Origin of the sequence: Glycomyces luteolus, assembly GCF_027622875.1 — a bacterium.
Lineage (GTDB): Bacteria > Actinomycetota > Actinomycetes > Mycobacteriales > Micromonosporaceae > Glycomyces > Glycomyces luteolus.
Map to the genome: position 1 here is coordinate 1 of NZ_JAPZVP010000004.1, position 21,604 is coordinate 21,604.

General features: G+C 69.2%; 20 protein-coding genes, 1 tRNA gene, 1 other RNA gene and 1 pseudogene. 16 read left to right on the forward strand and 7 right to left on the reverse strand.

The genetic code is table 11. The annotated features are described in order from the left end of the window. On the forward strand, positions 1–161 hold a 161-nt coding region (locus O1R50_RS26285), incomplete at its 5' end, for an RICIN domain-containing protein (protein WP_408612622.1). 176 nt (positions 162–337) lie between these two features. On the opposite strand, the gene O1R50_RS05640 is transcribed toward O1R50_RS26285, so the two are convergent. After that, positions 338–410 (reverse strand) — tRNA-Glu (locus O1R50_RS05640). 228 nt (positions 411–638) lie between these two features. Further along, positions 639–1,271, reverse strand: coding sequence for a hypothetical protein (locus tag O1R50_RS05645; RefSeq protein ID WP_270108930.1), 633 nt, complete (start codon positions 1,269–1,271; stop codon positions 639–641). A 338-nt stretch (positions 1,272–1,609) separates the two neighbouring features. On the opposite strand from O1R50_RS05645, the gene eno reads away from it, so the two are divergent. From eno to O1R50_RS05665, 4 genes are all read left to right on the forward strand, one after another. Further along, on the forward strand, positions 1,610–2,890 hold the full coding sequence (gene eno / locus O1R50_RS05650) for a phosphopyruvate hydratase (RefSeq protein ID WP_270108931.1): 1,281 nt from the start codon (positions 1,610–1,612) through the stop codon (positions 2,888–2,890). 105 nt (positions 2,891–2,995) lie between these two features. Further along, positions 2,996–3,520, forward strand: a complete 525-nt coding sequence (locus O1R50_RS05655; RefSeq protein WP_270108932.1) for an FtsB family cell division protein — start codon at positions 2,996–2,998, stop codon at positions 3,518–3,520. A 55-nt stretch (positions 3,521–3,575) separates the two neighbouring features. Further along, entirely contained in the window at positions 3,576–4,127 is a 552-nt protein-coding gene (locus O1R50_RS05660) for a DUF501 domain-containing protein (RefSeq protein ID WP_270108933.1), read from the forward strand. Beyond that, positions 4,124–5,044, forward strand: coding sequence for a Ppx/GppA phosphatase family protein (locus O1R50_RS05665; RefSeq protein ID WP_270108934.1), 921 nt, complete (start codon positions 4,124–4,126; stop codon positions 5,042–5,044). The genes O1R50_RS05660 and O1R50_RS05665 overlap by 4 nt, the downstream gene beginning before the upstream one ends. 55 nt (positions 5,045–5,099) lie before the next feature. On the opposite strand, the gene O1R50_RS05670 is transcribed toward O1R50_RS05665, so the two are convergent. Continuing rightward, on the reverse strand, positions 5,100–5,780 hold the full coding sequence (locus O1R50_RS05670; protein WP_270108935.1) for a hypothetical protein: 681 nt from the start codon (positions 5,778–5,780) through the stop codon (positions 5,100–5,102). 118 nt (positions 5,781–5,898) lie between these two features. Between O1R50_RS05670 and O1R50_RS05675 the strand changes: the two genes are divergently transcribed. After that, a complete protein-coding gene (locus O1R50_RS05675) occupies positions 5,899–6,606 on the forward strand; it encodes a TetR/AcrR family transcriptional regulator (RefSeq protein WP_270108936.1) in 708 nt (235 codons plus the stop codon). A 10-nt stretch (positions 6,607–6,616) separates the two neighbouring features. On the opposite strand, the gene O1R50_RS05680 is transcribed toward O1R50_RS05675, so the two are convergent. Then, entirely contained in the window at positions 6,617–7,426 is an 810-nt protein-coding gene (locus O1R50_RS05680) for a PP2C family protein-serine/threonine phosphatase (protein ID WP_270108937.1), read from the reverse strand. A gap of 247 nt (positions 7,427–7,673) precedes the next feature. Here O1R50_RS05680 and O1R50_RS05685 point away from each other — a divergent pair, with 247 nt between their 5' ends. The 8 genes from O1R50_RS05685 (at position 7,674) to ssrA (ending at position 15,156) form a co-directional block, all read left to right on the forward strand. Next, positions 7,674–9,035 (forward strand): serine/threonine-protein kinase, encoded by a 1,362-nt coding sequence (locus O1R50_RS05685; RefSeq protein WP_270108938.1) that lies wholly within the window; start codon positions 7,674–7,676, stop codon positions 9,033–9,035. A gap of 251 nt (positions 9,036–9,286) precedes the next feature. Further along, positions 9,287–9,790, forward strand: coding sequence for a PadR family transcriptional regulator (locus O1R50_RS05690; protein ID WP_030155315.1), 504 nt, complete (start codon positions 9,287–9,289; stop codon positions 9,788–9,790). Between the two features lie 119 nt (positions 9,791–9,909). Beyond that, positions 9,910–11,025, forward strand: a complete 1,116-nt coding sequence (prfB, locus tag O1R50_RS05695; RefSeq protein ID WP_270108939.1) for a peptide chain release factor 2 — start codon at positions 9,910–9,912, stop codon at positions 11,023–11,025. 222 nt (positions 11,026–11,247) lie between these two features. Continuing rightward, the gene (gene ftsE, locus O1R50_RS05700) at positions 11,248–11,928 is read left to right on the forward strand and encodes a cell division ATP-binding protein FtsE (RefSeq protein WP_205326604.1); all 681 of its coding nucleotides are present in this window, start codon (positions 11,248–11,250) and stop codon (positions 11,926–11,928) included. A 21-nt stretch (positions 11,929–11,949) separates the two neighbouring features. Continuing rightward, complete coding sequence (ftsX, locus tag O1R50_RS05705; RefSeq protein ID WP_270108940.1) at positions 11,950–12,825, forward strand: permease-like cell division protein FtsX; 876 nt, start codon at positions 11,950–11,952, stop codon at positions 12,823–12,825. A gap of 69 nt (positions 12,826–12,894) precedes the next feature. Continuing rightward, positions 12,895–14,121: a M23 family metallopeptidase gene (locus O1R50_RS05710; protein ID WP_270108941.1), complete on the forward strand. Its 1,227-nt coding sequence runs from the start codon at positions 12,895–12,897 to the stop codon at positions 14,119–14,121. A gap of 45 nt (positions 14,122–14,166) precedes the next feature. Further along, a complete protein-coding gene (gene smpB, locus O1R50_RS05715) occupies positions 14,167–14,676 on the forward strand; it encodes an SsrA-binding protein SmpB (protein WP_270108942.1) in 510 nt (169 codons plus the stop codon). Positions 14,677–14,782: 106 nt separating this feature from the next. Continuing rightward, positions 14,783–15,156, forward strand: a transfer-messenger RNA (tmRNA) gene (gene ssrA / locus O1R50_RS05720). Positions 15,157–15,671: 515 nt separating this feature from the next. Here the strand turns inward: ssrA and O1R50_RS05725 are convergent. Continuing rightward, positions 15,672–18,737: a S8 family serine peptidase gene (locus O1R50_RS05725; RefSeq protein WP_270108943.1), complete on the reverse strand. Its 3,066-nt coding sequence runs from the start codon at positions 18,735–18,737 to the stop codon at positions 15,672–15,674. Positions 18,738–19,138: 401 nt separating this feature from the next. Between O1R50_RS05725 and O1R50_RS05730 the strand changes: the two genes are divergently transcribed. Continuing rightward, complete coding sequence (locus tag O1R50_RS05730; RefSeq protein WP_270108944.1) at positions 19,139–19,996, forward strand: helix-turn-helix transcriptional regulator; 858 nt, start codon at positions 19,139–19,141, stop codon at positions 19,994–19,996. Here O1R50_RS05730 and O1R50_RS05735 read toward each other — a convergent pair. Next, positions 19,993–20,160: a hypothetical protein gene (locus O1R50_RS05735; protein ID WP_270108945.1), complete on the reverse strand. Its 168-nt coding sequence runs from the start codon at positions 20,158–20,160 to the stop codon at positions 19,993–19,995. The genes O1R50_RS05730 and O1R50_RS05735 overlap by 4 nt on opposite strands. A 146-nt stretch (positions 20,161–20,306) precedes the next feature. Between O1R50_RS05735 and O1R50_RS26290 the strand changes: the two are divergent. Further along, positions 20,307–20,735, forward strand: a pseudogene (locus O1R50_RS26290) (DUF2269 family protein); the annotation flags it as partial. Between the two features lie 18 nt (positions 20,736–20,753). Here the strand turns inward: O1R50_RS26290 and O1R50_RS05740 are convergent. Then, the gene (locus O1R50_RS05740) at positions 20,754–21,338 is read right to left on the reverse strand and encodes a YqgE/AlgH family protein (protein WP_270108946.1); all 585 of its coding nucleotides are present in this window, start codon (positions 21,336–21,338) and stop codon (positions 20,754–20,756) included. Positions 21,339–21,604 lie beyond the last annotated feature (266 nt).

Consider the following 21,604-nt stretch of genomic DNA (forward strand, 5'->3'; position numbering starts at 1 on the left):
GCGGCGCGAACCAGAAGTGGACCTTGAACGCCGACGGCTCCGTCGTCAACGCGCAGTCGGGCCTGTGCCTGGATGTCGCGGGCGCGTCGACGGCGAACGGTGCGCTCGCGCACCTGTGGACCTGCTACGGAGGGAACAGTCAGCGGTGGCAGTTCAACTGATCCTCTGACGCGAACGCGCTGAGAACACGATCGAGCGGGCGGCCTTTCGGGCCGCCCGCTCATGCATGCTTCAGTCTGGAGGGGGAGCGAAAGTGCCTGCCACTCAGTGCCCCATAGGGTCCTGACAGCATCGAAGCCCCGGCAGGGCCGAGGCTTCGATGCTGTGTATCTACTTGTACTCCCGAGCGGATTCGAACCGCCGTTTCCGCCTTGAGAGGGCAGCGTCCTAGGCCCCTAGACGACGGGAGCTTGGCCTGTGTCGATCGCGGCTTGCCGCGGCAACGACGACAACTATACATGGATGGTGCCGGGGGTCCACAACCGGGATACCGCATGTGATGCGGCCTACCTCGTGCCCGCTCGGATACGAGTGCGGACCGGGTCGGCGCCGACACCTTTTCAGGTGAACCCCCGTGGCGCCGGGCCCCGGCCCGCCGAGCGACTGTAACGCGATCCGCCGCCGCACGGCGGCGGATCCTACTGGTTGGCGGTCTCGGTCTGACCCGTGATGTCGTCGAGCCAGGCGGCGTCCACGCCGTCGTGGTAGTTGACGAGCTTCGCGGCGTACGCGGTGTCGCCGACCTTCGCGGTGACGCTGGCGATGACGCCCACCGTCGTCACGCACACCTCGTACGCGCCCACGGGCGAGTCTTCGGCGCCCTGCACCACGACGCAGTCGGCCAGTTCGCCGGCGAGCGTGGTGTCGGAGAACTCGGTCGAGGCCGTTTGGTCGGCCGCGGTCGAGGAGAGCCATGACGCCACGGTCTCCTCGGCGGGCAGGAAGCCGTCGAGCTCCTGACCCAGCCACACGTTGAGCTCTGCGGGGTCCTCGCCCGCCCACAGGCTGGGCCGGTCGCCGACGACGACCGCGGCGGTCCCGGCCTCCGGGTCCACCGCCACCAGTACCGGATCCTCCGAGCCCTCGATGAGGTACTCGGCGGTGTAGGCGGGCTGGTCGCCCTCGACGAGGCGGCCGCTCAAATCCGTGAGCGCGGCCTGGGCCTCCGAAGCCGACTCGCCGCCCTCGGCTTGGTCCGAGCATCCGGCGAGGGCGAAGAGCGCCACCGCGCTCAAGACAGCGCAGCGCCGCAGGGGGTTCTGCAGGATCATGGGGCTCCACTTCCATTGCGCCAGGCGAGGGGGACTGCCGCCCGGCGGCGGCATCCGGGGGGCACGCCTAGCACAGGTGTCTGATCTGAGATAGGGCTCCACCATATAGTGGGCCGTCCACGGCCCATGTAACACGAGCGCCCGCGTCTCGGGCAACACTAATTCGCGACGCACGGAAGCCGCAGGACGCGCCCTTTTAGCGGCTCGGAGGCATCGCCGACCTGCCTAGGGCGTATCCTCGGGAGCTGTGGCCGACGCAGTGTCGGGTCGGCCGAAATCCTTCGGACACGGCCCCGTAATCGGGTCGATCGTCAGATTCGGCTATTTCAGGAGTGACAGTGGCTGCAATTGAAGACATCCGGGCAAGGGAGATCCTCGACTCCCGCGGCAATCCCACCGTCGAAGTGGAGATCCTGCTCGACGACGACACGCTGCAGCGGGCGGCCGTCCCGTCCGGTGCCTCCACCGGCGCCTTCGAAGCCATCGAGCTTCGCGACGGCGACAAGTCGCGCTACCTCGGCAAGGGCGTCGAGAAGGCCGTCGACAACGTCAACGGCCCGATCCGCGAGGCCCTGATCGACATCGAGGCCTCCGAGCAGCGCCTGGTCGACCAGGCGCTCCTCGACGCCGACGGCACCCCGGACAAGTCCAACCTCGGCGCGAACGCGATCCTCGGCGCCTCCCTGGCCGCGGCCAAGGCCGCCGCCGACTCCGCCGAGCTGCCGCTCTACCGCTACCTCGGCGGCCCGAACGCGCACCTGCTCCCGGTGCCGATGATGAACATCCTCAACGGCGGCTCCCACGCGGACTCCAACGTCGACGTGCAGGAGTTCATGATCGCCCCGATCGGCGCCCCCACCTTCAAGGAGGCCCTGCGCTGGGGCGCGGAGACCTACCACGCGCTCAAGTCGGTCCTCAAGGAGCGCGGGCTCTCCACCGGTCTCGGCGACGAGGGCGGCTTCGCGCCGAACCTCGACTCGAACCGCGCCGCGCTCGACCTGATCGCGGTCGCCGTCGAGAAGGCCGGCTACAAGCTCGGCACCGACATCGCCTTCGCGATGGACGTCGCCGCCACCGAGTTCTTCACCGACGGCGCCTACCTCTTCGAGGGCCAGAAGAAGTCCGGCGAGGAGATGAGCGCCTACTACGAGGAGCTCATCGGCGCCTACCCGTTCGTGTCCATCGAGGACCCGCTCTCCGAGGACGACTGGGCCGGCTGGTCCGCGCTCACCGCCAAGGTCGGCAACCGCCTGCAGATCGTCGGCGACGACCTGTTCGTGACCAACCCCGAGCGCATCCGCCGCGGCATCGACGAGAAGGCCGCCAACGGCCTCCTCGTCAAGGTGAACCAGATCGGCACGCTCACCGAGACCACCGACGCCGTCGAGATGGCCCACCGCGCGGGCTTCGGCTGCATGATGAGCCACCGCTCCGGTGAGACCGAGGACACCACGATCGCCGACCTGGCCGTCGCGATGTCCTGCGGCCAGATCAAGACCGGCGCCCCGGCCCGCTCGGACCGCGTCGCCAAGTACAACCAGCTGCTCCGCATCGAGGAAGACCTCGGCGACGCCGCCCGCTACGCCGGCGCCTCGGCATTCCCGAAGTACGGCAAGTAGCACGCGACTCTGAAGGCCCCCGCGCCGAGCGGATCGACGCCGCGCAAGCGTCGGCGAAGCTGGCACGGGGGCCTTCGGTCTGCCCCGATCGACTAGGCTGGGCCCGTGAACGCGAGCCGCCGACCCAGCCACCCGGGAGGACGATCCACCGGTCCCGGCCGCACCCGTGCCGCCCGACGCCCCGCCCCCGGGACGGGCCGCGCCGAGGTCAAACGGGTCCGGTACCGCCCCGCCCGCAAGGTCTCCCGCCGCGCCGCGATCCTCGCCCTCGTCCTCTCCGCGCTGGCCCTCGCCTACGCCTACCCGCTGCGCACCTATGTCGAGCAGCGCATTGAGATCAACCGGCTCGAAGCCGAGCAGTCGGCGCAGTCCGAGCACATCGAGGAGCTCGAAGCCGAACGCGTCAAATGGGACGACCCCGAGTACGTCAAGGCCCAGATCCGCTCCAGCCTCCTCCTCGTGCCTCCCGGTGAGGACCTCGTCATCGTCATCGACGAGGACGACCCGAAGCACACCGGTGGCGCAGACGACGAAGCGGCCGAGGACCAGGCCTGGTACGACGAGCTGGCCGATACCTTTGCAGACGCCGACCGGCTCGAACCAGACGAAACAGAGGAACCAGCAGAGTGAAGGCTGTGCAACCGCGACACGCGGCACTGAAAGCGGCGCTGCAGGGCGGGACGCCGTGAAACCCGCCGACTGGCCCCAGCAGCCCGAACCGGTCACCGAGGCCGACGCGGCAGCCGTCCGCAAGCAGCTCGGCCGCCCGATCCGCGGCGCGCACGCCGTCGCCTGGCGCTGCCCGTGCGGCCAGCCCGCGGTGATCGAGACCGAACCGCGCCTGCCCGACGGCACGCCGTTCCCGACCACGTACTACCTGACCTGCCCGAAAGCCGCTTCGGCCATCGGCAGGCTCGAAGGCGGCGGGGTCATGAAGGACATGAACGAGCGTCTCGGCGCCGACCCTGAACTCGCCGCGCAGCACCGCCGCGCCCACGAGGACTACCTGGCGCGCCGCGCCAGGCTCGGCGACGTGCCCGAGATCGAGGGCATCTCCGCCGGGGGACTGCCCGACCGCGTCAAGTGCCTGCACGCCCTCGTCGGCCACGCGCTCGCCGCCGGACCCGGCGTCAGCCCCATGGGCGACGAGGCCATCGAACTGCTCCCCGAGTGGTGGAAGCGCAGCAGCTGCGCCGCCGGGACGCAGGACACCGAACCCCAGGAGGCCCCCGAATGACCCGCCGCGTGGCCGGCATCGACTGCGGCACCAACTCGATCCGCCTCCTCATCGCCGACATCGACGATGCGGGGCGATTGCACGATGTGGTGCGCCGCATGGAGGTCGTGCGCCTCGGCGAGGGCGTCGACCGGACCGGCCGCCTCTCCGACGCCGCGCTCGAACGCACCCGCGTCGCGCTGGCGGACTACACCGCTCAGATCCGCGAGCACGGGGTCGAGGCGGTGCGCATGGTCGCGACCTCCGCGAGCCGCGACGCCTCGAACGCGGCCGACTTCAAGGCCATGGTCGTTGCCGTGCTCGGGCAGGACCCCGAGGTCATCTCCGGCGATGAGGAGGCCCGCCTCTCCTTCACCGGCGCGGTCGCGACACTTCCGGTCCATGAAGGACAGCGGATGCTGATCGACATCGGCGGCGGCTCAACGGAGTTCGTGCGCGGCACCGACGCCGAGGTCGCCGCGGCGATCTCCGTGAACGTCGGCTGCGTGCGGATGACCGAGCGGCACTTGCGATCCGACCCGCCGCACGCGGACGAGATCGCCGAGGCCGTCGCGGACATCACGGCCATCGCCGACGGCGCGCTCGCGGTGGCCGACGCGGGCCGTGAGGCGACCGAGCTCGTCGCGGTGGCCGGGACGGCGACCACGATCGCGGCGATCGCCTTGGGGCTCAAGGCATACGACCCGGAGGCCATCGACGGGACCCGGCTCTCGTACGAGCAGGTCGCACAGGTGACCGCCGACCTCGCGGCGGCGGACCACGATGAGCGGCTGGCGATCCCGGTGATGCACCCCGGCCGCGCCGACGTCATCGTCGGCGGCGCGCTCGTGCTGCGAACGATCATGGAGCGCAGCGGGATCGACTCGGTGCTCATCTCGGAGCACGACATCCTCGACGGCATCGCCCTGTCGGCGTAGACGAAACGAGACGGAGGCGGCCCCGCAATGCGGGGCCGCCTCCGCGTTTCGGCGGTCAGGCGTTCTGGAGGTCCCGCTCCGGGCGCTTCGCCGCGGCGCGCCACAGCTCGGCCGCCAGCCACAGGGCCGCCACCGTCACCATTGCGCCCCAGGCGATCCGGCCGACGTGCGGCAGGAAGTACTGCGGCATCATCGTCACCAGCAGCGCCGCGAGCGGCACGCCGCTCCACTTGCGGAGGGTGCCCGAGCGCCACACCGCGACCGCTGCGAGCACTGCCGCGACCGCGATGAGGGCGAGGCCGATCACGAAGACGGCCAACGCGGTCGGGTCCATCCGGAACGCGTCGCCGACCGCGGTCAGCGTCGCGTCGCCGTCCTCGACGGCCCGCTGGCCGATCGCCTTGAGGCCGTAGACCTCGGCACCGTAGTAGGAGATCGTCAGGGCCGATCCGATGTAGCCGATGGTCGCGGCCGCGAAGGCCGTCTTCTCGTTCCGGGTGCCTTCGAGGTGGCCGCGCAGCGCTCCGTAGCCGAGAGGGATGAGGGTGAGGCCGAGGATCGCGGCGAGGTGCCCGACCGCCCAGCCGGTGCTGGTCCAGGATTCGGCCCCTTCGAGGGTGGTCTGGTCGGCGCGCGGGGCGGCGGCCTCGTAGATCACGAAGAGGACGCCGGCGATGCCGAACGCCAAGGCGCCCATGCGGGCTCGCGGGTCCTGGCGGGTCTGGGGGATTGACATGTCTGCTCCTTGGGGGTCACTGCTCATATTCGAGAGCAGTGCTCTCTGTCGAGGGCAATGATTGCACACTCGCTCCGACATTGCAAGAGCGGTGCTCTCGTTTCGGTACACTGACCCGATGAACGCGCCGATACCCGCCCGCGCCAGAACCGCCAGAGAGCGCGCCCGGGCCGAACTCACCGCCGAGATCCTCGCCGCCGCCCGCCGCCAGTTGCGAGAGGACGGCGCCGCCCTGCTCTCGCTGCGCTCCGTCGCCCGCGAGCTCGGCATGGCCTCCTCGGCCGTCTACCGCTACTTCGCCAGCCGCGACGAGCTCCTCACGGCCCTGATCGTCCAGGCGTACACCGAGATCGGCGAAGCCGCTGAAAACGCCGACCGGCCCTCGGCCTCGCCGGAGGAGCGCTGGCTCGCCGTCTGGCGCGCGGTGCGCGAATGGTCACTGGCCCACCGCCACGAGTACGCGCTCATCTTCGGCACTCCCGTGCCCGGCTACGTCGCCCCGCACATCACCATCGAAGTCGCAGGCCGCATGCCGCTCACACTCGCCCGGATCTGCGCCGACGCCAAGCGCTCCGGCGGCCTCAATCCGCCCTCAGGCCCGGTATGCCCGCCCGAGGCCATCGAACCGGCGATGCTCCAGCTGCTGCCCGGCGAGGCCTTCGACCCCGACGAGACCGCACGGCTCATCCTCGCCTGGAACCGCCTGGTCGGGATCATCGGCTACGAACTGCACGGCCACCTCGCGAACGTCACGGCCGACGACGCCCTCTTCTTCGACCACACCGCCCGCACCGAAGGCGCGTACATCGGGCTGCCGTTCAACTGATGCGGCGCGTTCAGCCCCGCAGGGCCAGCGCCACCACGATCGCCGCGATCACCAGCACCACGCCGATAGCGGCGACGGCCCACGGCCAGCGCCGCGCCTGCCGGTGCTCGGCCACGTCGCCGACGACGACCGTGACGTTGTCCGGTCCGCCGCCTTCGAGGGCGAGGCGCACGAGCTCGTCCGCCGCGGCCTGGGGGTCGGTGAAGTCGCGCAGGACGTTCTCGATGACGGCGTCGTCGACCACGTCGCTGAGCCCGTCGGAGCAGAGCATGTACCGGTCGCCGATGAGCGCCGGGCGCGTCTCGAAGTGCGCCGGGGCGGGGTTGGCCTGGAGCACGCGGGTGACCACCGACTTGTACGGGTGGTCCTGGGCTTCGGCGGGGGTGATCGCGCCTTCGTCGACGAGGTGCTGGACGTACGAGTCGTCGACGGTGACCTGCACGAAGTCCTCGCCGCGCACCTGGTACGCCCTCGAGTCTCCGATATGGACGATGTCGACGGCGTTGTCGCCCAGCCAGAGTCCGGTGAGCGTCGTCGCCATGCCCTCCGATTCGGGGTTCTCGGCGACGGCCGCGCGGATGCGGTCGCGGGCGGCCTCGACGACCGCGCCCAGCTCCGCGGTGGCCTCGACGGGGGAGCGGCGGGCGAGCCGTGTCACCTCGGCGATGGTCACGCCGCTGGCGACCTCGCCGGCGGCCGCGCCGCCCACGCCGTCGGCGACGGCGAGGAGCCGCCGCGATGCGAGGTGGGAGTCCTCATTCAAGTCGCGGACTTTGCCCACGTCGGTCGCGGCGCCGTAGCGCCAACGCAATTCGGTCACAGGCGATCACCACTGTCTCCGCACCGGGATTCGGCTGTCTGTTCAAAGCTTGGCCGTTCGAGGGACATGGGCGCAAGTGTAGTGTCCCGCCACTCACAGCATGCGACCGTTGATCCCGGTGCGCCCGCCCTCGCCCCCGCTGGTGTGTATCCCCCCTTCGTGCCACCCTGCGACTCCGGCGCTGAGCTGCGACGACACTACCTTTACAGTGGATTCAGCCCGCCTTGCCAGCCCCCGAGGAGCACCCATGCAGACGGTTCTGGCCGACCGGTACGTCCTGGAGCACGAGATCGCGCGCGGCGCGGTCGGCGTCGTGTGGCGGGGCCTGGACCAGGTCACCGGGGACCCAGTGGCAGTGAAGATCCTCCGCCCGGAGCTGCGCGACGAGGAGGAGATCTTCGATAGCTTCCGGGCCGAGGCCGACATCCTGCGCACCATCGACCACCCGGGCGTGGTGGCGGTCAAGGACTTCATCGTCACCATCGAGGTCTGCGCGGTCGTCCTCGAGTTCCTGCCGGGCCCCGACCTCCGCGAGCACCTGCGCGTCCACGGGCCGCTCCCCGCCGCTGAGGCCGCCCGCCGCTGCGCGAGCGCTGCCGAGACCCTCGCAGCGATCCACCGGGCCGGGTACCGGCACGGGGATGTCAAGCCCGGCAACCTGATGCTGGCCGGGAGCGACGGCCTGAAGTTCATCGACTTCGGCATCGCGCGCGCCGCCGCGTCCAAGACCGCGCCCTCGCACGGTACCCCCGAGTACATCGCGCCGGAGGTCGCCTCGGGCGACTCCGCGAGCCCCGGCGTGGACAACTACGCGCTCGGGCTGGTCCTCTACGAAGCGCTCACCGCGCACAGCGCCTACCGCGGCGGCTCCATCACCGACGTGGTCGAGCGCCACCTGACGCGGATCCCGGTCAAGCCCGTCGCCGTCGACCCCGAACTGTGGCGGATCGTCGAGATGCTCCTCGCGCTCGACCCGCGCGCCCGCGGCGACCTCGACGCGGTCGCCGCCGAACTGCGCCGCCTCGCCCCGCGCCTGTCGAACCAGGCGACCGCGCCGATCGACCCGGAGCTGAAGGAGCGGGACGCGACCGCCACCTTCAAGTACGACCCGGTGACCCCGAACGCGCCGGAGATCGAGCAGGCCGCGCTCGCTGCGATGATGACCGCCCCCGAGCCGGACGCGAGCCGGGACCCGCGCGGCGCCGTCTACGGCAAGGACTCCGAGCGCCTCGGGCGCGGCTGGGTCATCGGCCTCGCCGCCGCCGCATGCTTCGTCCTGATCGCCGCGGTCTGGGCCTTTCTGGTGGTTACCCGCCCCGATCTGCCGAATGAGGATGATGTGGCCGATCCGTCCGAAAGCGCGAGCGAGTCCGCGCCCGCCGAGGACGAATCCTCCGCCCAGCCAACCGAATCGGCCCCTGACCCGAGCGCCACGCCGGGTGAGGAGACCACCACTCCCCAAGGGCCGGACGCCGAAAGCGAGTTGCCTGACCAAGAATCGGATGAAATGTCCGAATCGGAAGGCGGCGACGATGATTCCACTGAGGGCGGTTCCGACGACGACTCGCCGGGATCGGATCTCATCGGATCCCCGATGCCTCGCAACTGAAAGCGATCGCGACAGTCGATAATGATCCGTGATCGCCGGGCAACGCCGAGTCATCGCAACCCAAGGGGCGATCGGGATCACATGATTGGAATTCTCGAAACAGACGTTGCAATCCAGCGGAGGTCCCCAACCGTTTCGCAAGGCTTGCAGCGTAATCCGTGAACACATCCAATCAAGTATCGGTAACGGTCTATCGACACATTGGAGCTGTCCACTTGTCATGAGGGCATCCACATGGCATCCTGTCGGGCATGGCAGGAAAAGAACTCAACGCAACCTCAGCAGCATTGCTGGGCTTGCTGCACGAAGGACCGATGACCGGCGGACAACTCATGGCGGAGGCGACCCGTCGCCTCGGTCCGTACTGGACCATGACGCGTTCGCAGGTCTACCGCGAACTCCCGGCGCTGGCCGAAGGCGGACTCGTCCGCGTCGGGAAGCCGGGGCCCCGAGCCTCGGTGCCCTACACGATCAGCGCCAACGGCAAGCGGGCGTTCACCCGCTGGCTCAACGAGCCGGCCCGGATCGGCCAGCTGCGCGACCCCGTCGCGCTGCGCACGGCCTTCCTCGACTACCTCTCCAAGGACACCGCCGAGGAGATGTTCGCCGACGCGACCGAGCAGCACCAGGAGGCCTTGGCAGAGGCCCGCGCCGCTGCGAAGGACTACGCGGACGAGGACCCGAACGCGGCCATCGCGATGGAATTCGCGATCGGCTACCACCGTTCGGCGCTGAGCTGGCTGAAGAAGCGATAGCAGGAACACCCGGGCACTGACCCGGGGAACGACGATCAAGCACGGAACGGGACGCGGCCCCAGCGGGGGCTCGCGTCCCGTTTCGTATGAGCCCGAATACAGGCGTACGCTGATCTGTTGTGACCAGTGTCGATGTTTCCGCCGATCTCCGTGAACTGAAGGCGACGCTCGCCAGCGTCGAGGCCGTCCTCGACCTCCCCGCGCTCCGCCGCGAGCTGGCCGAACTCGAGGCCGCAGCCGCCGACCCCGGGCTGTGGGATGACACGGTGCAGGCCCAGAAGATCACCTCCCGCCTCTCCTATGTCCAGGCCGAGCTCAAGAAGCTCGCGAGCCTGCACGAACGCATGGACGACGTCGAGGTGCTGTTCGAGCTCGCCGACGACGAGTCCGACCCCGGCGCGGCCGCCGAGGCCACCGCCGAGCTCGACTCGATCCGCAAGGCCGTCGACGAGTTCGAGGTGCGCACCCTCCTCTCCGGCGAGTACGACGAGCGCGACTGCGTGCTCACCGTCCGCTCCGGCGCGGGCGGGGCCGACGCGTGCGACTTCGCCGAGCAGCTCATGCGCATGTACCTGCGGTGGTCCGAGGCCCACAACTTCGGCACGGAGGTCTACGACATCTCCTACGCCGAAGAGGCCGGGATCCGCTCCGCCACGTTCGCCGTGAACGGCCCGTACGCGTACGGGCACCTCTCGGTCGAGCAGGGCACGCACCGCGTGGTGCGCATCAGCAAATACGACAACCAGGGCCGCCGCCAGACCGGCTTCGCCGCCGTCGAGGTGGTGCCGGCCCTCGAGCAGACCGACGAGATCGAGGACATCCCCGAGGACGAGATCCGCGTGGACGTCTACCGCTCCTCCGGCCCCGGCGGGCAGGGCGTCAACACCACCGACTCGGCGGTGCGCCTGACCCACCTTCCGACGGGCATCGTCGTCTCCTGCCAGAACGAGCGCTCGCAGCTGCAGAACAAGGCCACCGCGATGGGCGTCCTCAAGGCCAAGCTCCTCCAGCGCAAGCGCGACGAGGAGCGGGCGAAGGTCGACGAGCTGCGCGGCTCGGCCACGGCCTCGTGGGGCGACCAGATGCGCTCTTACGTCGAGCACCCGTACCAGATGGTCAAGGACCTGCGCACCGGCTTCGAGACGGCCGACGTCAAGGGCGTCTACGACGGCAACATCGACGGCTTCCTGGAGGCCGGCATCCGCTGGCGCAAGAGCGGCGAGAAGAACGAGTAGGGCTCCCGGGCCGGCGTCCTCACGGGATCGTTCCGTGGCTGCCCGGTAACGCTCCGACGAGCATTTATGGGCCACCTGACCATACGGGCTTCCCCCGTTCGGATGAAATCGCGTCGTAACCCTTGCGCGGCCGTGACATATGGGGCTGAATCTGCGGAATATGCCACGCTTGTACTGGAGCCGCCCGACCGGCCCTGCGCTTCGGCGGCTAGACTCCGGCTCGTGATTCAGCTTGAGGGTGTAACCAAGCACTACCCCCGGTCGAACCGCCCGTCGGTGGAGGACGTGAACGTCTTCATCGACAAGGGAGAGTTCGTCTTCTTCATCGGTCCCACCGGTGCGGGGAAGTCCACGATGATCAAGCTCCTGCTGCGCGAAGAAGTTCCGGACAAGGGCAAGATCACGGTCGGGGACACCGACGTGACGAGGCTCCGCCGGTGGAAGGTCCCCGCCTACCGGCGCAGCATCGGCTGCGTGTTCCAGGACTTCCGGCTGCTGCCGAACCGCACGGCCGCCGAGAACGTGGCGTTCGCGCTCGAGGTCATCGGCAAGCCCCGTTCGGTCGCCCGCCGGGTCGTCCCGGAGGTGCTCGAACTGGTCGGCCTCGGCGGCAAGGAGCACCGCTACCCGCACGAGCTGTCCGGCGGCGAGCAGCAGCGCGTCGCGGTCGCCCGCGCCTTCGTCAACCGGCCGCTGCTGCTGCTGGCCGACGAGCCCACCGGTAACCTCGACCCCGACACCTCGATCGAGATCATGCGGCTCCTCGACCGGATCAGCCGGACCGGCACCACCATCCTCATGGTCACCCACGACTCCAACATCGTGAACCAGATGCGCCGTCGCGTCATCGAGATCGAGAACGGCCAGATCGTCCGCGACCAGGCTCGCGGCGTCTACGGCTAAGCGGAAGGCAGATTCAGACACATGCGCGCGAAGTACGTGATGTCCGAGGTCTTCCTCGGACTGTGGCGCAACATCTCCATGACCATCGCCATGATCATCACCATGGCCGTCTCGCTGTCGATGCTCGGCGCGGGCCTGATGCTGTACAACCAGGTCGACGTGATCGAGGAGTTCTACCAGACCAACCTCGAAGTGGTCGTCTACCTCGAACGCAACATCGACCAGCCGACGACCGACCAGATCGAGGCTGCGCTCAAGGCCAGCGACCTCGTCGCCAACTACCAGTACGAGGACAAGGAGAAGGCGCTCGAGCGGTTCCAGGAGACCTTCAAGGAGTCCCCTGACCTGGTGAAGGCGGTCGAGGCCGATGTCCTGCCGTCCGCGTTCCGCGTGAAGATGAACGACATCGCCGACGCCCCGAAGCTCATCAAGGAGTTCGAGGGCATGACCGGCGTCTACCAGGTCACCAACCAGCGCGAGATCCTCCAGCAGGTCTTCGACATCCTCGGCGGGGCCCAGCGCCTCACCCTGATCGTCGCCCTCGTGCAGGGTGTGGCCGCGCTCATGCTGGTGGCCAACACGATCCAGGTCGCAGCGTACTCGCGTCGCCGCGAGGTCGCGATCATGAAGCTGGTGGGTGCGCCGAACTGGTTCGTCCAGGCGCCGTTCGTCCTCGAGGCGGTCTTCGCCGCCGTGATCGGTTCGATCTTCGCCTTCGGCACGCTCATCGCCGCGAAGTTCCTGGTCATCGACGGCCAGTTCGCGGACCTGTTCAAACTCATGCCGCCGATCACGATGCAGGCGATCCTCGTCCTGCTCCCGATCCTCGTCGGCGTCTCCGCGGTGATCAGCGCGATCACGGCGTGGATCACCTTGCGCTTCAACATCAAGGTCTGACCTCGCACGACCGGGCTTCTGTCCCGAATACCCTGAATGTCCGTCGCAGATGGACTACATTCTGGGCCTATGAGGCGAATCGGCTGGCTGCTCGCGGCCCTGCTCCTGGCAGGGTCCGCGAGCAGTCCCGCTTTCGGCGTCTCCCAGTCCGACCTGGACAAGGTCGAGCGCGAGAAGGCCCAGATGGCCGCGCAGCTCGAAGACGCCTCCGACGAGGTGCGGGCCGCCGGCCAGGTGCTCGCCCGGACCACGGCCGCACTGCCCGGTGCCGAGCACGCCGTCGACGTCGCCCAGGGGCGGGTCGCGGCGGCCGAAGCCGAAGCGGCCCAAGCGCAGCGCGAGGCCGACGCCGCGCGCGAGGCGCTCCAGGAGGTCGAAGCCGAGTACGAGGCCGCCCGCGAGGCCGTCGAGATCGCCCGCGAGGCCCGCGCCTCCCTGTTCGCCGCCACGGCCCGCGGCTCCGAACTGCTCACCTTGGACGCCGTGCTCGCCTCCGGCGACCCCCAGAAGGCCGTCGACGGCCTCACCTACCTCGAGTTCATGATGGATGGCAAGAACCTCGCGGTCGAAGAGGTGACCCTCGCCCGCCGGGAGGCCGCCAACGCCGAGAACGCCGCGTCCCTCTCCGAGACCGAAGCGGTGGCCGCCGAGACGGCCGCCGCCGACGCGCTCGCGGCCGCCGAGACCCGCTACACCGAAGCCCAGGCCGCCCAGCTCGCCGTGCAGGAGCTCGTCGGGCAGCACGAGGCGGCCCTCGCGGTCGCAGAGGACGCCAGGGACGACGCCCAGTCCGAGTACGACGAGCTCGAAGCCGAATCCGAGCGCCTCGCCGACCAGCTGCGCCAGGCCGACGACGACAACGACGACTCCGGCGACTCCGGTGGCGGCTCCTCCGGCAGCGGCTTCGTCGTTCCGGTCGACGGCTGGAAGTCCTCCGACTTCGGCTGGCGTCGCCACCCGATCTACGGCACCACCCGCCTCCACGGCGGGACCGACTTCGCCGCGGGCACCGGCGCCACGATCCACGCCGCCGACTCGGGCAAGGTCGTCTACGCCGGCTGGAGCTCCGGGTACGGCCAGCTCACGTGCATCAGCCACGGCGGAGGCCTCTCCACCTGCTACGCGCACCAGTCCGAGATATGGGTGGACGACGGCGAGCGCGTCGACCGCGACGAGAGGATCGGCGCGGTCGGCAGCACCGGCGACAGCACCGGCCCGCACCTGCACTTCGAGGTCCGCGTCCGCGGCGACCGCGTCGACCCGGTCGGCTACCTGCCCGGCTGTCTATGCCGGTAGCGAATACGTTTCGACAGACAACTGTTCGATCGTTAAGCTTGCTCCGTGTCCAAGAAGCAAACGCAGGAGAAGGTCAAGCACTCGGGTCCCGAGCGCTCGGTCGTGACGACCAACCGCAAGGCCCGGCACGACTATGAGATCCTGGACACCTACGAGGCCGGCATGGTCCTGTCCGGTACCGAGGTCAAGGCCCTCCGCCAGGGCAAGGGGAACATCGTCGACGCGTACGCCGAGATCTACAACGGCGAGGCCCGCGTCCACAACCTCCACATCCCCGAGTACGACTACGGGACGTGGACCAACCACCCGCCCCGGCGCATCCGCAAGCTCCTGCTGCACCGCGGCGAGATCGCCAAGCTGGCGCACAAGCTCGACGAGCCCGGCCTGACGCTGGTCCCGCTCTCGGTGTACTTCATGAACGGCTACGCCAAAATGGAGCTCGGGCTGGCCCGGGGCCGCAAGAACTACGACAAGCGCCAGGCCATCGCCAAGCGCGAGTCCGACCGCGAGATCGAGAAGGCCATGGGCCGCGCCGCCAAGCGCGGCGGGAAGTGAGCCGGGGAATATCGGGTCGCGGCCGGTCGTTGGACTGGGTTAGAATTCCACAGCACGACTGATACACCGACAACTGAACAGGGTGAAACACTCACTCACCAATCTCGGGGCTGATCGGTTTCGACTCCGTATGTTGAGGTGAGGGAAGCGGGTCGAGGAAGCCAACGCTGTCTCGTAAACCAACGTTGGAAACCAATAAGTGCCAACGCAAAACGCACTGACTTCGCTCTCGCTGCCTAAGCGACCGTGAAGTTGCCGCTCCAGGGGCGCATCCGCCCTGGGTTCGCGGCATCATTTAAGGATGCTGGGCCGACGTCTTGATCGCTGGGACGGAAGGCCGAGATCTTCGGCGATTAGAGCCCGCCACACCGTCTCGTCCGCGTGATCGGTGGGGCTCGATAAAAGGCACAGCGGACTGCACCCGGAGAAGTCTCACAGATGCAGCGGAGGACCAGGGTTCGATTCCCTGCAGCTCCACATCACCATGGGCCCCCTCGCGGGGCCCATGTGACTGCTTGTGATCGCCTGTGACCAGCGGTAGCCGGTCACAGGCGATCACTATTTGTTCGCTATCAGGTCATTATTGCCGGGAAGTTCGAATTTTTGAAGCCCACGGCTCAAGGGATGGCGCTGTTCCAGCGGAAGTGTCGGTGCGGCCTCATCCGTTCCGCCGAGCGATGGCGGCCCGATTCATTGACGCGAGCCTTTTCCGTCACCCCTCCTGGAGGAGTCCGGCGAGGGTGGCCGCGTGGTGGCGGTGCTTGCGGCACCAGTACCGGTCGGATGGAGGGGGCTCACTAATCGGGGGCCTATGCGGTTTCGCATAGGCCCCTTCGGCGTTCGCAAGCGGCGTCAGTCGTCGCTTTCGAATGCCGCTTCGATCATCTCGGTGCTCGGGGAAACGGCCGAGCCGCCTCCCCGAGCCGGACGGTCTCCCGCGGTATGAACTTCCCCCAACCAGGAGTTCAGGCGCGGGGACCGGCCTCAGACGATGATCAGTTCAACACGAACACCGTCCGCCCCGCGGGCTGTTCGTCCGCGAAGTACTGCAGCGCCGCGAGATAGCGGCGTTCGGGGTCCAGACCGGACCAGCTCGCGGTGACGGGGTGCTCGCCAGCCAGTTCGGCCTCGATCGACTTGGGATCCACGTGGAGTCCCGGCTCGGCGTTCGCGGGCAGGACCCAGGTGTGCACCTTCGCATCGACCGTCTCGGTCGGTGCGTCCCACACATGGACGTAGACCTGATACGTGCGGCCCGGTTCGAGGTCGACCTGCTCGTCCGAGTCCGCCCCGAACGGTGCGTCGACGAGCTGGAGCGTCCCGTCGTCGAGCTTCTCGTAGACGACGAGGTCCAGGTCGGCCCCCTCCTCGTATTCCTCGTCGACGATCGCGGCCCTCCCCATGACGGCGTCGGCCGGCACGGCGAGCTCGAAGGACGCGGTCGCCTCGCCCTCGCTCGGGTCGTCCACCGGGAAGTCGGTCCCGTTCGAATTCGCCAGATCGAACTCCTCGACCTGCGAAGCGACCGGCCCGGACGGGACGATGTCGAGCGTCCCTTCGAATCCGGTCTGCAAGTCGATCTCGACAGCACCCTCCGACCCGCCGCCGCGGACCTCGTGGGGAGCGACGATGTCCACGGCTCGCGCCGTGATCGGGCTTCGGACCTCGTGGCCGTACCGGTCGCACCAGGTCAGCGCGCCGAAGGACCATTCGCCGGCCGCGGCGTCGGTGCGGGTCACGGTGACGGTGAACGTCGCCGACTTCCCGGGGGCGATGCCCAGCCACGGACGGTCCACGGTCACCTCGAACCCGGCCGGAGCCTCGATCCTAGGCACGTAGAACGCGTACTCGTCATCCACATTGGTCACCGTCCGGGTGATCGTCTGCGTGCCGGGCACGCCGTCGAGGGTGATCGACGGATAGTTCAAGTCGCTCGCCCCGACGACGCCGTGTTCGGCCTCGCTGGAGGCGCAGGACTCGCCGCCGTCGAGCTCCTGGAACTGGCCGACGGCGCAGCCGTAGGCGACCCAGTCCTCGGCGCCGGAGTCGTACACCAGGCCCGGGTCGAACATGGCCTGTCCGTCGGCGTGCCCGGCGCCGAAGTCGAACGGCGTGGCGTCCTCGCCGCCGCGCTGGATCGGGCGGCCCTCGGTGTCGGTCTGGAACGCGCTGGTCATCAGTGCCGACTTGACCGCCATCGGCGACCAGTCGGGGTTGGCGCCCTTGAGCAGCGCGGCGAGCCCGGCCACGTGCGGACTGGACATCGAGGTGCCGCTCATGATGCCGAAGTCCTCGTCTCCGGCCAGTGCGTCCGGGGTGTACCCGGCGAGGATCTCCACGCCCGGCACGGTGAGGTCGGGCTTGAGGATGCCGCCGCCCGGCACGCCGGTCGGGCCGTCCGAGGAGAACGACGCCATCTCCGGAGCGGTGCGTTCGACCGCTTCGAGCGGGTGCAGTGTCACGGTCGCGTCGGCGCTGCCGGACGCGTACTCCTCCAGGGCGTCGCCGGCCTCGACGTCGATGTGCGCCGCGAGGATCGGATTCTCGGCGGGGTCGGCGCGGAGATCGTCCACTTCGGGATCGTCGTTGTAGACGATCATCGCGACCCCGCCCGCGTCGAGGACCTCACGGCCTTTTTCATGGAAGAAGACGCCACCGCGGGCGCAGGCGACCGCGCGGCCCGCCGCTGCGGCCTCGTCGAGGGTGCCCGGGAGGCAGCGCCTCGCCTCCGCGGGGTCGGCCCCGTCGAGCGCCACCGCTTCGGCCATGACCAGGTCGAACGCCTTCTCCTGGCTGACCCAGCCGCCGATGTTGCCGAACGGGAAGCTCTGGCCGTCGCCGAGGCTCAGCAAGCCTTCGACGGCCCGACCGTGCGTGGAAGCCGCAACCGTGGTCACCCATGGGGCGGGGTGGGCCACGGTGCCCTCGTCGCTCGCATCGTCGTTCCCGGCGGACGCGGCGACGAAGACGCCGGCGGCGGCGGCGTTGAACATCGCGATCGACATCGGGTCGTTCACGGTGTCCCGGCTGCCGCCGATGGAGAAGTTGATGACGTCGACGCCGTCGTTGACGGCGTCTTCGAAGGCCGCCACCGTATCCGAGGTCTGACAGCCGCCGCCGTTGAAGGGACTGCCCCAGCAGGCCTTGTAGAACGCCAGTCGGGCCGCGGGCGCCAGGCCGGAGATCGTGCCGTGGGATTCGCCGTCCTGGACAAGGTCGGTGATGGTTCCGGCGGCGGTGCTGCCGACGTGGGTGCCGTGCGCCCAGTCGCCTCGCGGCGACCTTCGGCCGCTGAATTCCTCGCCGAAGGCGGTGGTGTCGTACCAGCGGGCCCCGATCACCTTGTTGTTACAGGTGACGTTGTCCGCCGGGTCCTCTTCCTCTCCCGCGACGCACTCGCCGTTCCATTCGGCGTCGATGACGTCCTGGTCGGGGCGGGGCTCGGGCAGGGCCGCGAACGACGGGTGCTCGGGCCAGTAGCCGTCGTCGACGATGCCGACCACGATGCCCTCCCCGGCGTGCTCCCGGCCGCCGAACTCGGCCTCCCACGAACCGTCCGAACCGGATAGTCCGAGGAATTCCGGCGAGGTGTCCAGCTGGAGCGGCTGGACCGTGTTGGGGAAGACGCCGGCCACGCGCTCGTCGGCGGCCAGCTCGGCGGCCTCGGAGGCGGACAGTTCGACGGCGACGCCGTTGAACACGGTGTCATACTCGGCCGCCGGTTCGGCCGCGGGCACTTCGGCGAGGACCGCGTCGCGGACCTCGGCCAGGTGCTCGCGGTATTCCTCGACCTCGCGGGCGTGCTGTTCGATGATCTCGCCCGCGGCGGGCGCGGTGCGCTCCAGGCCCGGCAGGCCGCCGTCATAGACGGCGACCGGGTCGTCCGCGAACTGGACGATGTAGTCACCGCCACTGAAGGGCTCGAAGGGGCCCGCGCTGGCCGGCCGGGCCGATGCGGGGACGGCGACGACGACTATGGCCATCGCGGTGGACGTCGCGGCGAGGGCCGCGGCGATGCGCCGCCGGAGGTCGGCGGCGCGGGATGGTCGTGAGGGTCTCACAGGGTGTCTTCCTTTCAGGGGGTCGAGGGCGGCGCGGATCGCCGGAGTCGCGCACGGAATCGGTCGGAGCGCGCCCGGCCCCCCGGCCGCGGGCGCGCTCCGGCCGGCGCGGTGCACCCGTACCGGGCCGGTGGGGGAGTGGTAGTTCAGATCAGACGGGTCGAGTCCCGTGGCGCCGTGGACGACGGGCCTCAGCCGGAGGAACGGCGACAGGGAGCAGTCAGACCACGATGTTTCGGCTTAATGGGGTGTTCCACTCACAAGGCGTGAACCTTCCTGAAGCGGGAGCAGGTTGACAATATGATTACTTGAACCATGAACCATCGTCAATGCAAACGACGCTCGCAGAGGGGCCGTGGTGCGGACCCTCAGACCGTTGTCATGCGTGTTAAGAAAGTGGCATGGCAGGAGTCCACAGCGGGGGCGCGGAATTGGGGCAGTTCCTGCGCACGCGGCGGGAGAAGACCACCCCTGAAGACGTCGGTCTGGCGGCCGGACCCGGCATGCGCCGCACTCCCGGGTTGCGCCGCGAGGAGATCGCGATGCTCGCCGGGGTCAGCGTCGGCTACTACCGACGCCTCGAGCGGGGCACGGAGACCCGCCCGAGTCCACAGGTGACCAATGCGCTGGCGCGGGCCCTGCGCCTGAACGAGGCCGAGCTCCGCCATCTGCGGATACTGGTGGCGCGCGCCGACTGCCGGATCGCGTCGAAGGTCGTGCCGAACCGCTCCGTGCCCCCGGGCATCGAACTCATGCTCGAGAGTCTGCGGCCGCACCCCGCCGTCGTGACCACCCGCAGCTACGACCTGCTGGCCGCCAACCCGAGCGGGATGCGGATGCTGGACGGCATCGAGGACCTGCCTCCCGAGAAGCGCAACCTCGCCCGCGCCCTGTTCATGCAACCGGTCGCCCGGAAGCGCTGCGGCGACTGGGAGGTCATGGCGCGCGGCTGCGTCGTCCGCCTCCGCAAGCTGACCGCGACCGAGCCCGCCGCTCCGGACCATTCCGGACTGGTTCGCGAGTTGCGGTCCCGGAGCCGGGAGTTCGCCGAGCTCTGGAACCGATACGAAGTGGAGGAACCCGTTTACGGCGAGAGGACCTTCCACCACCCCGAGATCGGCGAGGTCAAAATGGGGTTCCAGGCCATGGAGATCCAAGGGACCCCGGGGCACCGGCTGCTCTACTGCTTCGCCGTCCCCGGCAGCCCCGAGCACGACGCGCTGGTACGGCTCGACGGGAGCGTTTCGGCCGCCGGCTAATCGGATGACACGGCCCTGCTCCGCGCCCGGGAGACGAGCCGGTCGATGCGCTGCTGCTCCCAGATCGGCGCGATTTCGGCCGCAATCGCGGCGATCGCCTCGGGTGTCAGCCCTGTGATCCCCCGGTCGCCAACGATCGCCTCACGCACACCAATCCCAACCATGGACCCATGATCCACGCCGAAGTCCCTGCGTGCCGACCACAACCATGCACGAGGTCCTTAGCTATCCGCCGCCCGCGCACTGCCGCCGCCCGCGGGGCGCCGAGGTTCGGCAATCGAGATGCGTGATTTGTCCGTAAGATCACAATATGCACACTCTGTTGTCGGTTCTGCACGTTCTGTTGGCCGTCGTGTTCGTCGGTCCGGCCATGCTGATGCCGTGGCTGGGGGAGCGGGCGCTGCGCGAGCGGGACGGGGACCTGGTGCACCGCGCCGGGCGCCGCTGCATGGCCTTCAACGCGCTGACGCTGGTGGCCGCCCTGTTCGGGGTGCTGACGATGATGACGAGCGAGCGGTACTCGTTCGCGGACCCGTGGGTCGTCATCGCATCTACGCTGTACGCGGTCGCAGTGGTCAACGGCGCGGCGCTGATCCCGGGCGTGCTCGCCCGCATCGGCAAGGATCTCCAGGACGCGCACGGCACCATGGACGTCGAACTGCTGGAGCGGCATCGGGGGCGGCTGCTGGCGCTCTCGGGGCTGAACCTCGTCTTCTACGGCGCGGTCGTGATCCTCATGGCCTGGCGGCCCGGTGCCTTAGTTCAACGCGGGGTCGGCGGGGAAGTGCGCCACCGCGGAGAGCAGGCCGCCCTGGCGCTTCCACACCATGCCCCACAGCTCCTCGGGGTTCGTCGAGAACGGGTCCGCCGGAAGGGCGTCGAAGACCATCCAGGCGCCCGCGTCGATCTCGTCCTCGAGCTGCCCGGGCGCCCAGCCGGCGTACCCGGTGAAGACCCGCATCCCCTCCAGGAGCGGCGCGACCTCGTCGGGGTCCCGGGCCAGGTCGAGCGTGCCGAGTCGTCCTAGGACGGGCCGGAACGCGTCGTTGAAGGGCGCGTCGGCCTTCCGCCAGCCCAGTCCGATCGCCGCGTCAGGCTGCACCGGGCCGCCCTCGAAGAGGACGGCGGGATGCCCCGCGAGCTCCGCCCACTGATCGAGGTAGTGGACGACCTTCCGCTCGGTGGCCCGGTTGAGGACCACTCCCAGCACCCCGTCGGATTCGTGCCCGACTCCGATGACGACCGTGCGGTCGAAGTTGGGGTCCTGCAGCGTGGGCGTGGCGACGAGGAGACTGCCGACGAACGACTTGGTGCGCGCCGGTGTTGTTTCGCGACTGACCATGGGTCCACCTCCGTTCTGCGCCCGCCTCCGCGAATATGTCCCAGACTCGGGTTCGCCCCGGTTCTCCCGGCACGGTAACCCGCGGGGGCGCGCTTGCAGCAAGGTTCCCGCACTTTCCGAGGAAATACACCGTGGTGTCGGGAGCCCGACAGTTGTTTCCTCACTGAGGGTGCGCGCGGCCCGACGATCCGGCGACGAAGCCGTTGCGAAGGAGGCTGCAGCGGTCGCAAGTGGAAACAACGGCCCTAGGAGTTCCCTGGGGCCGT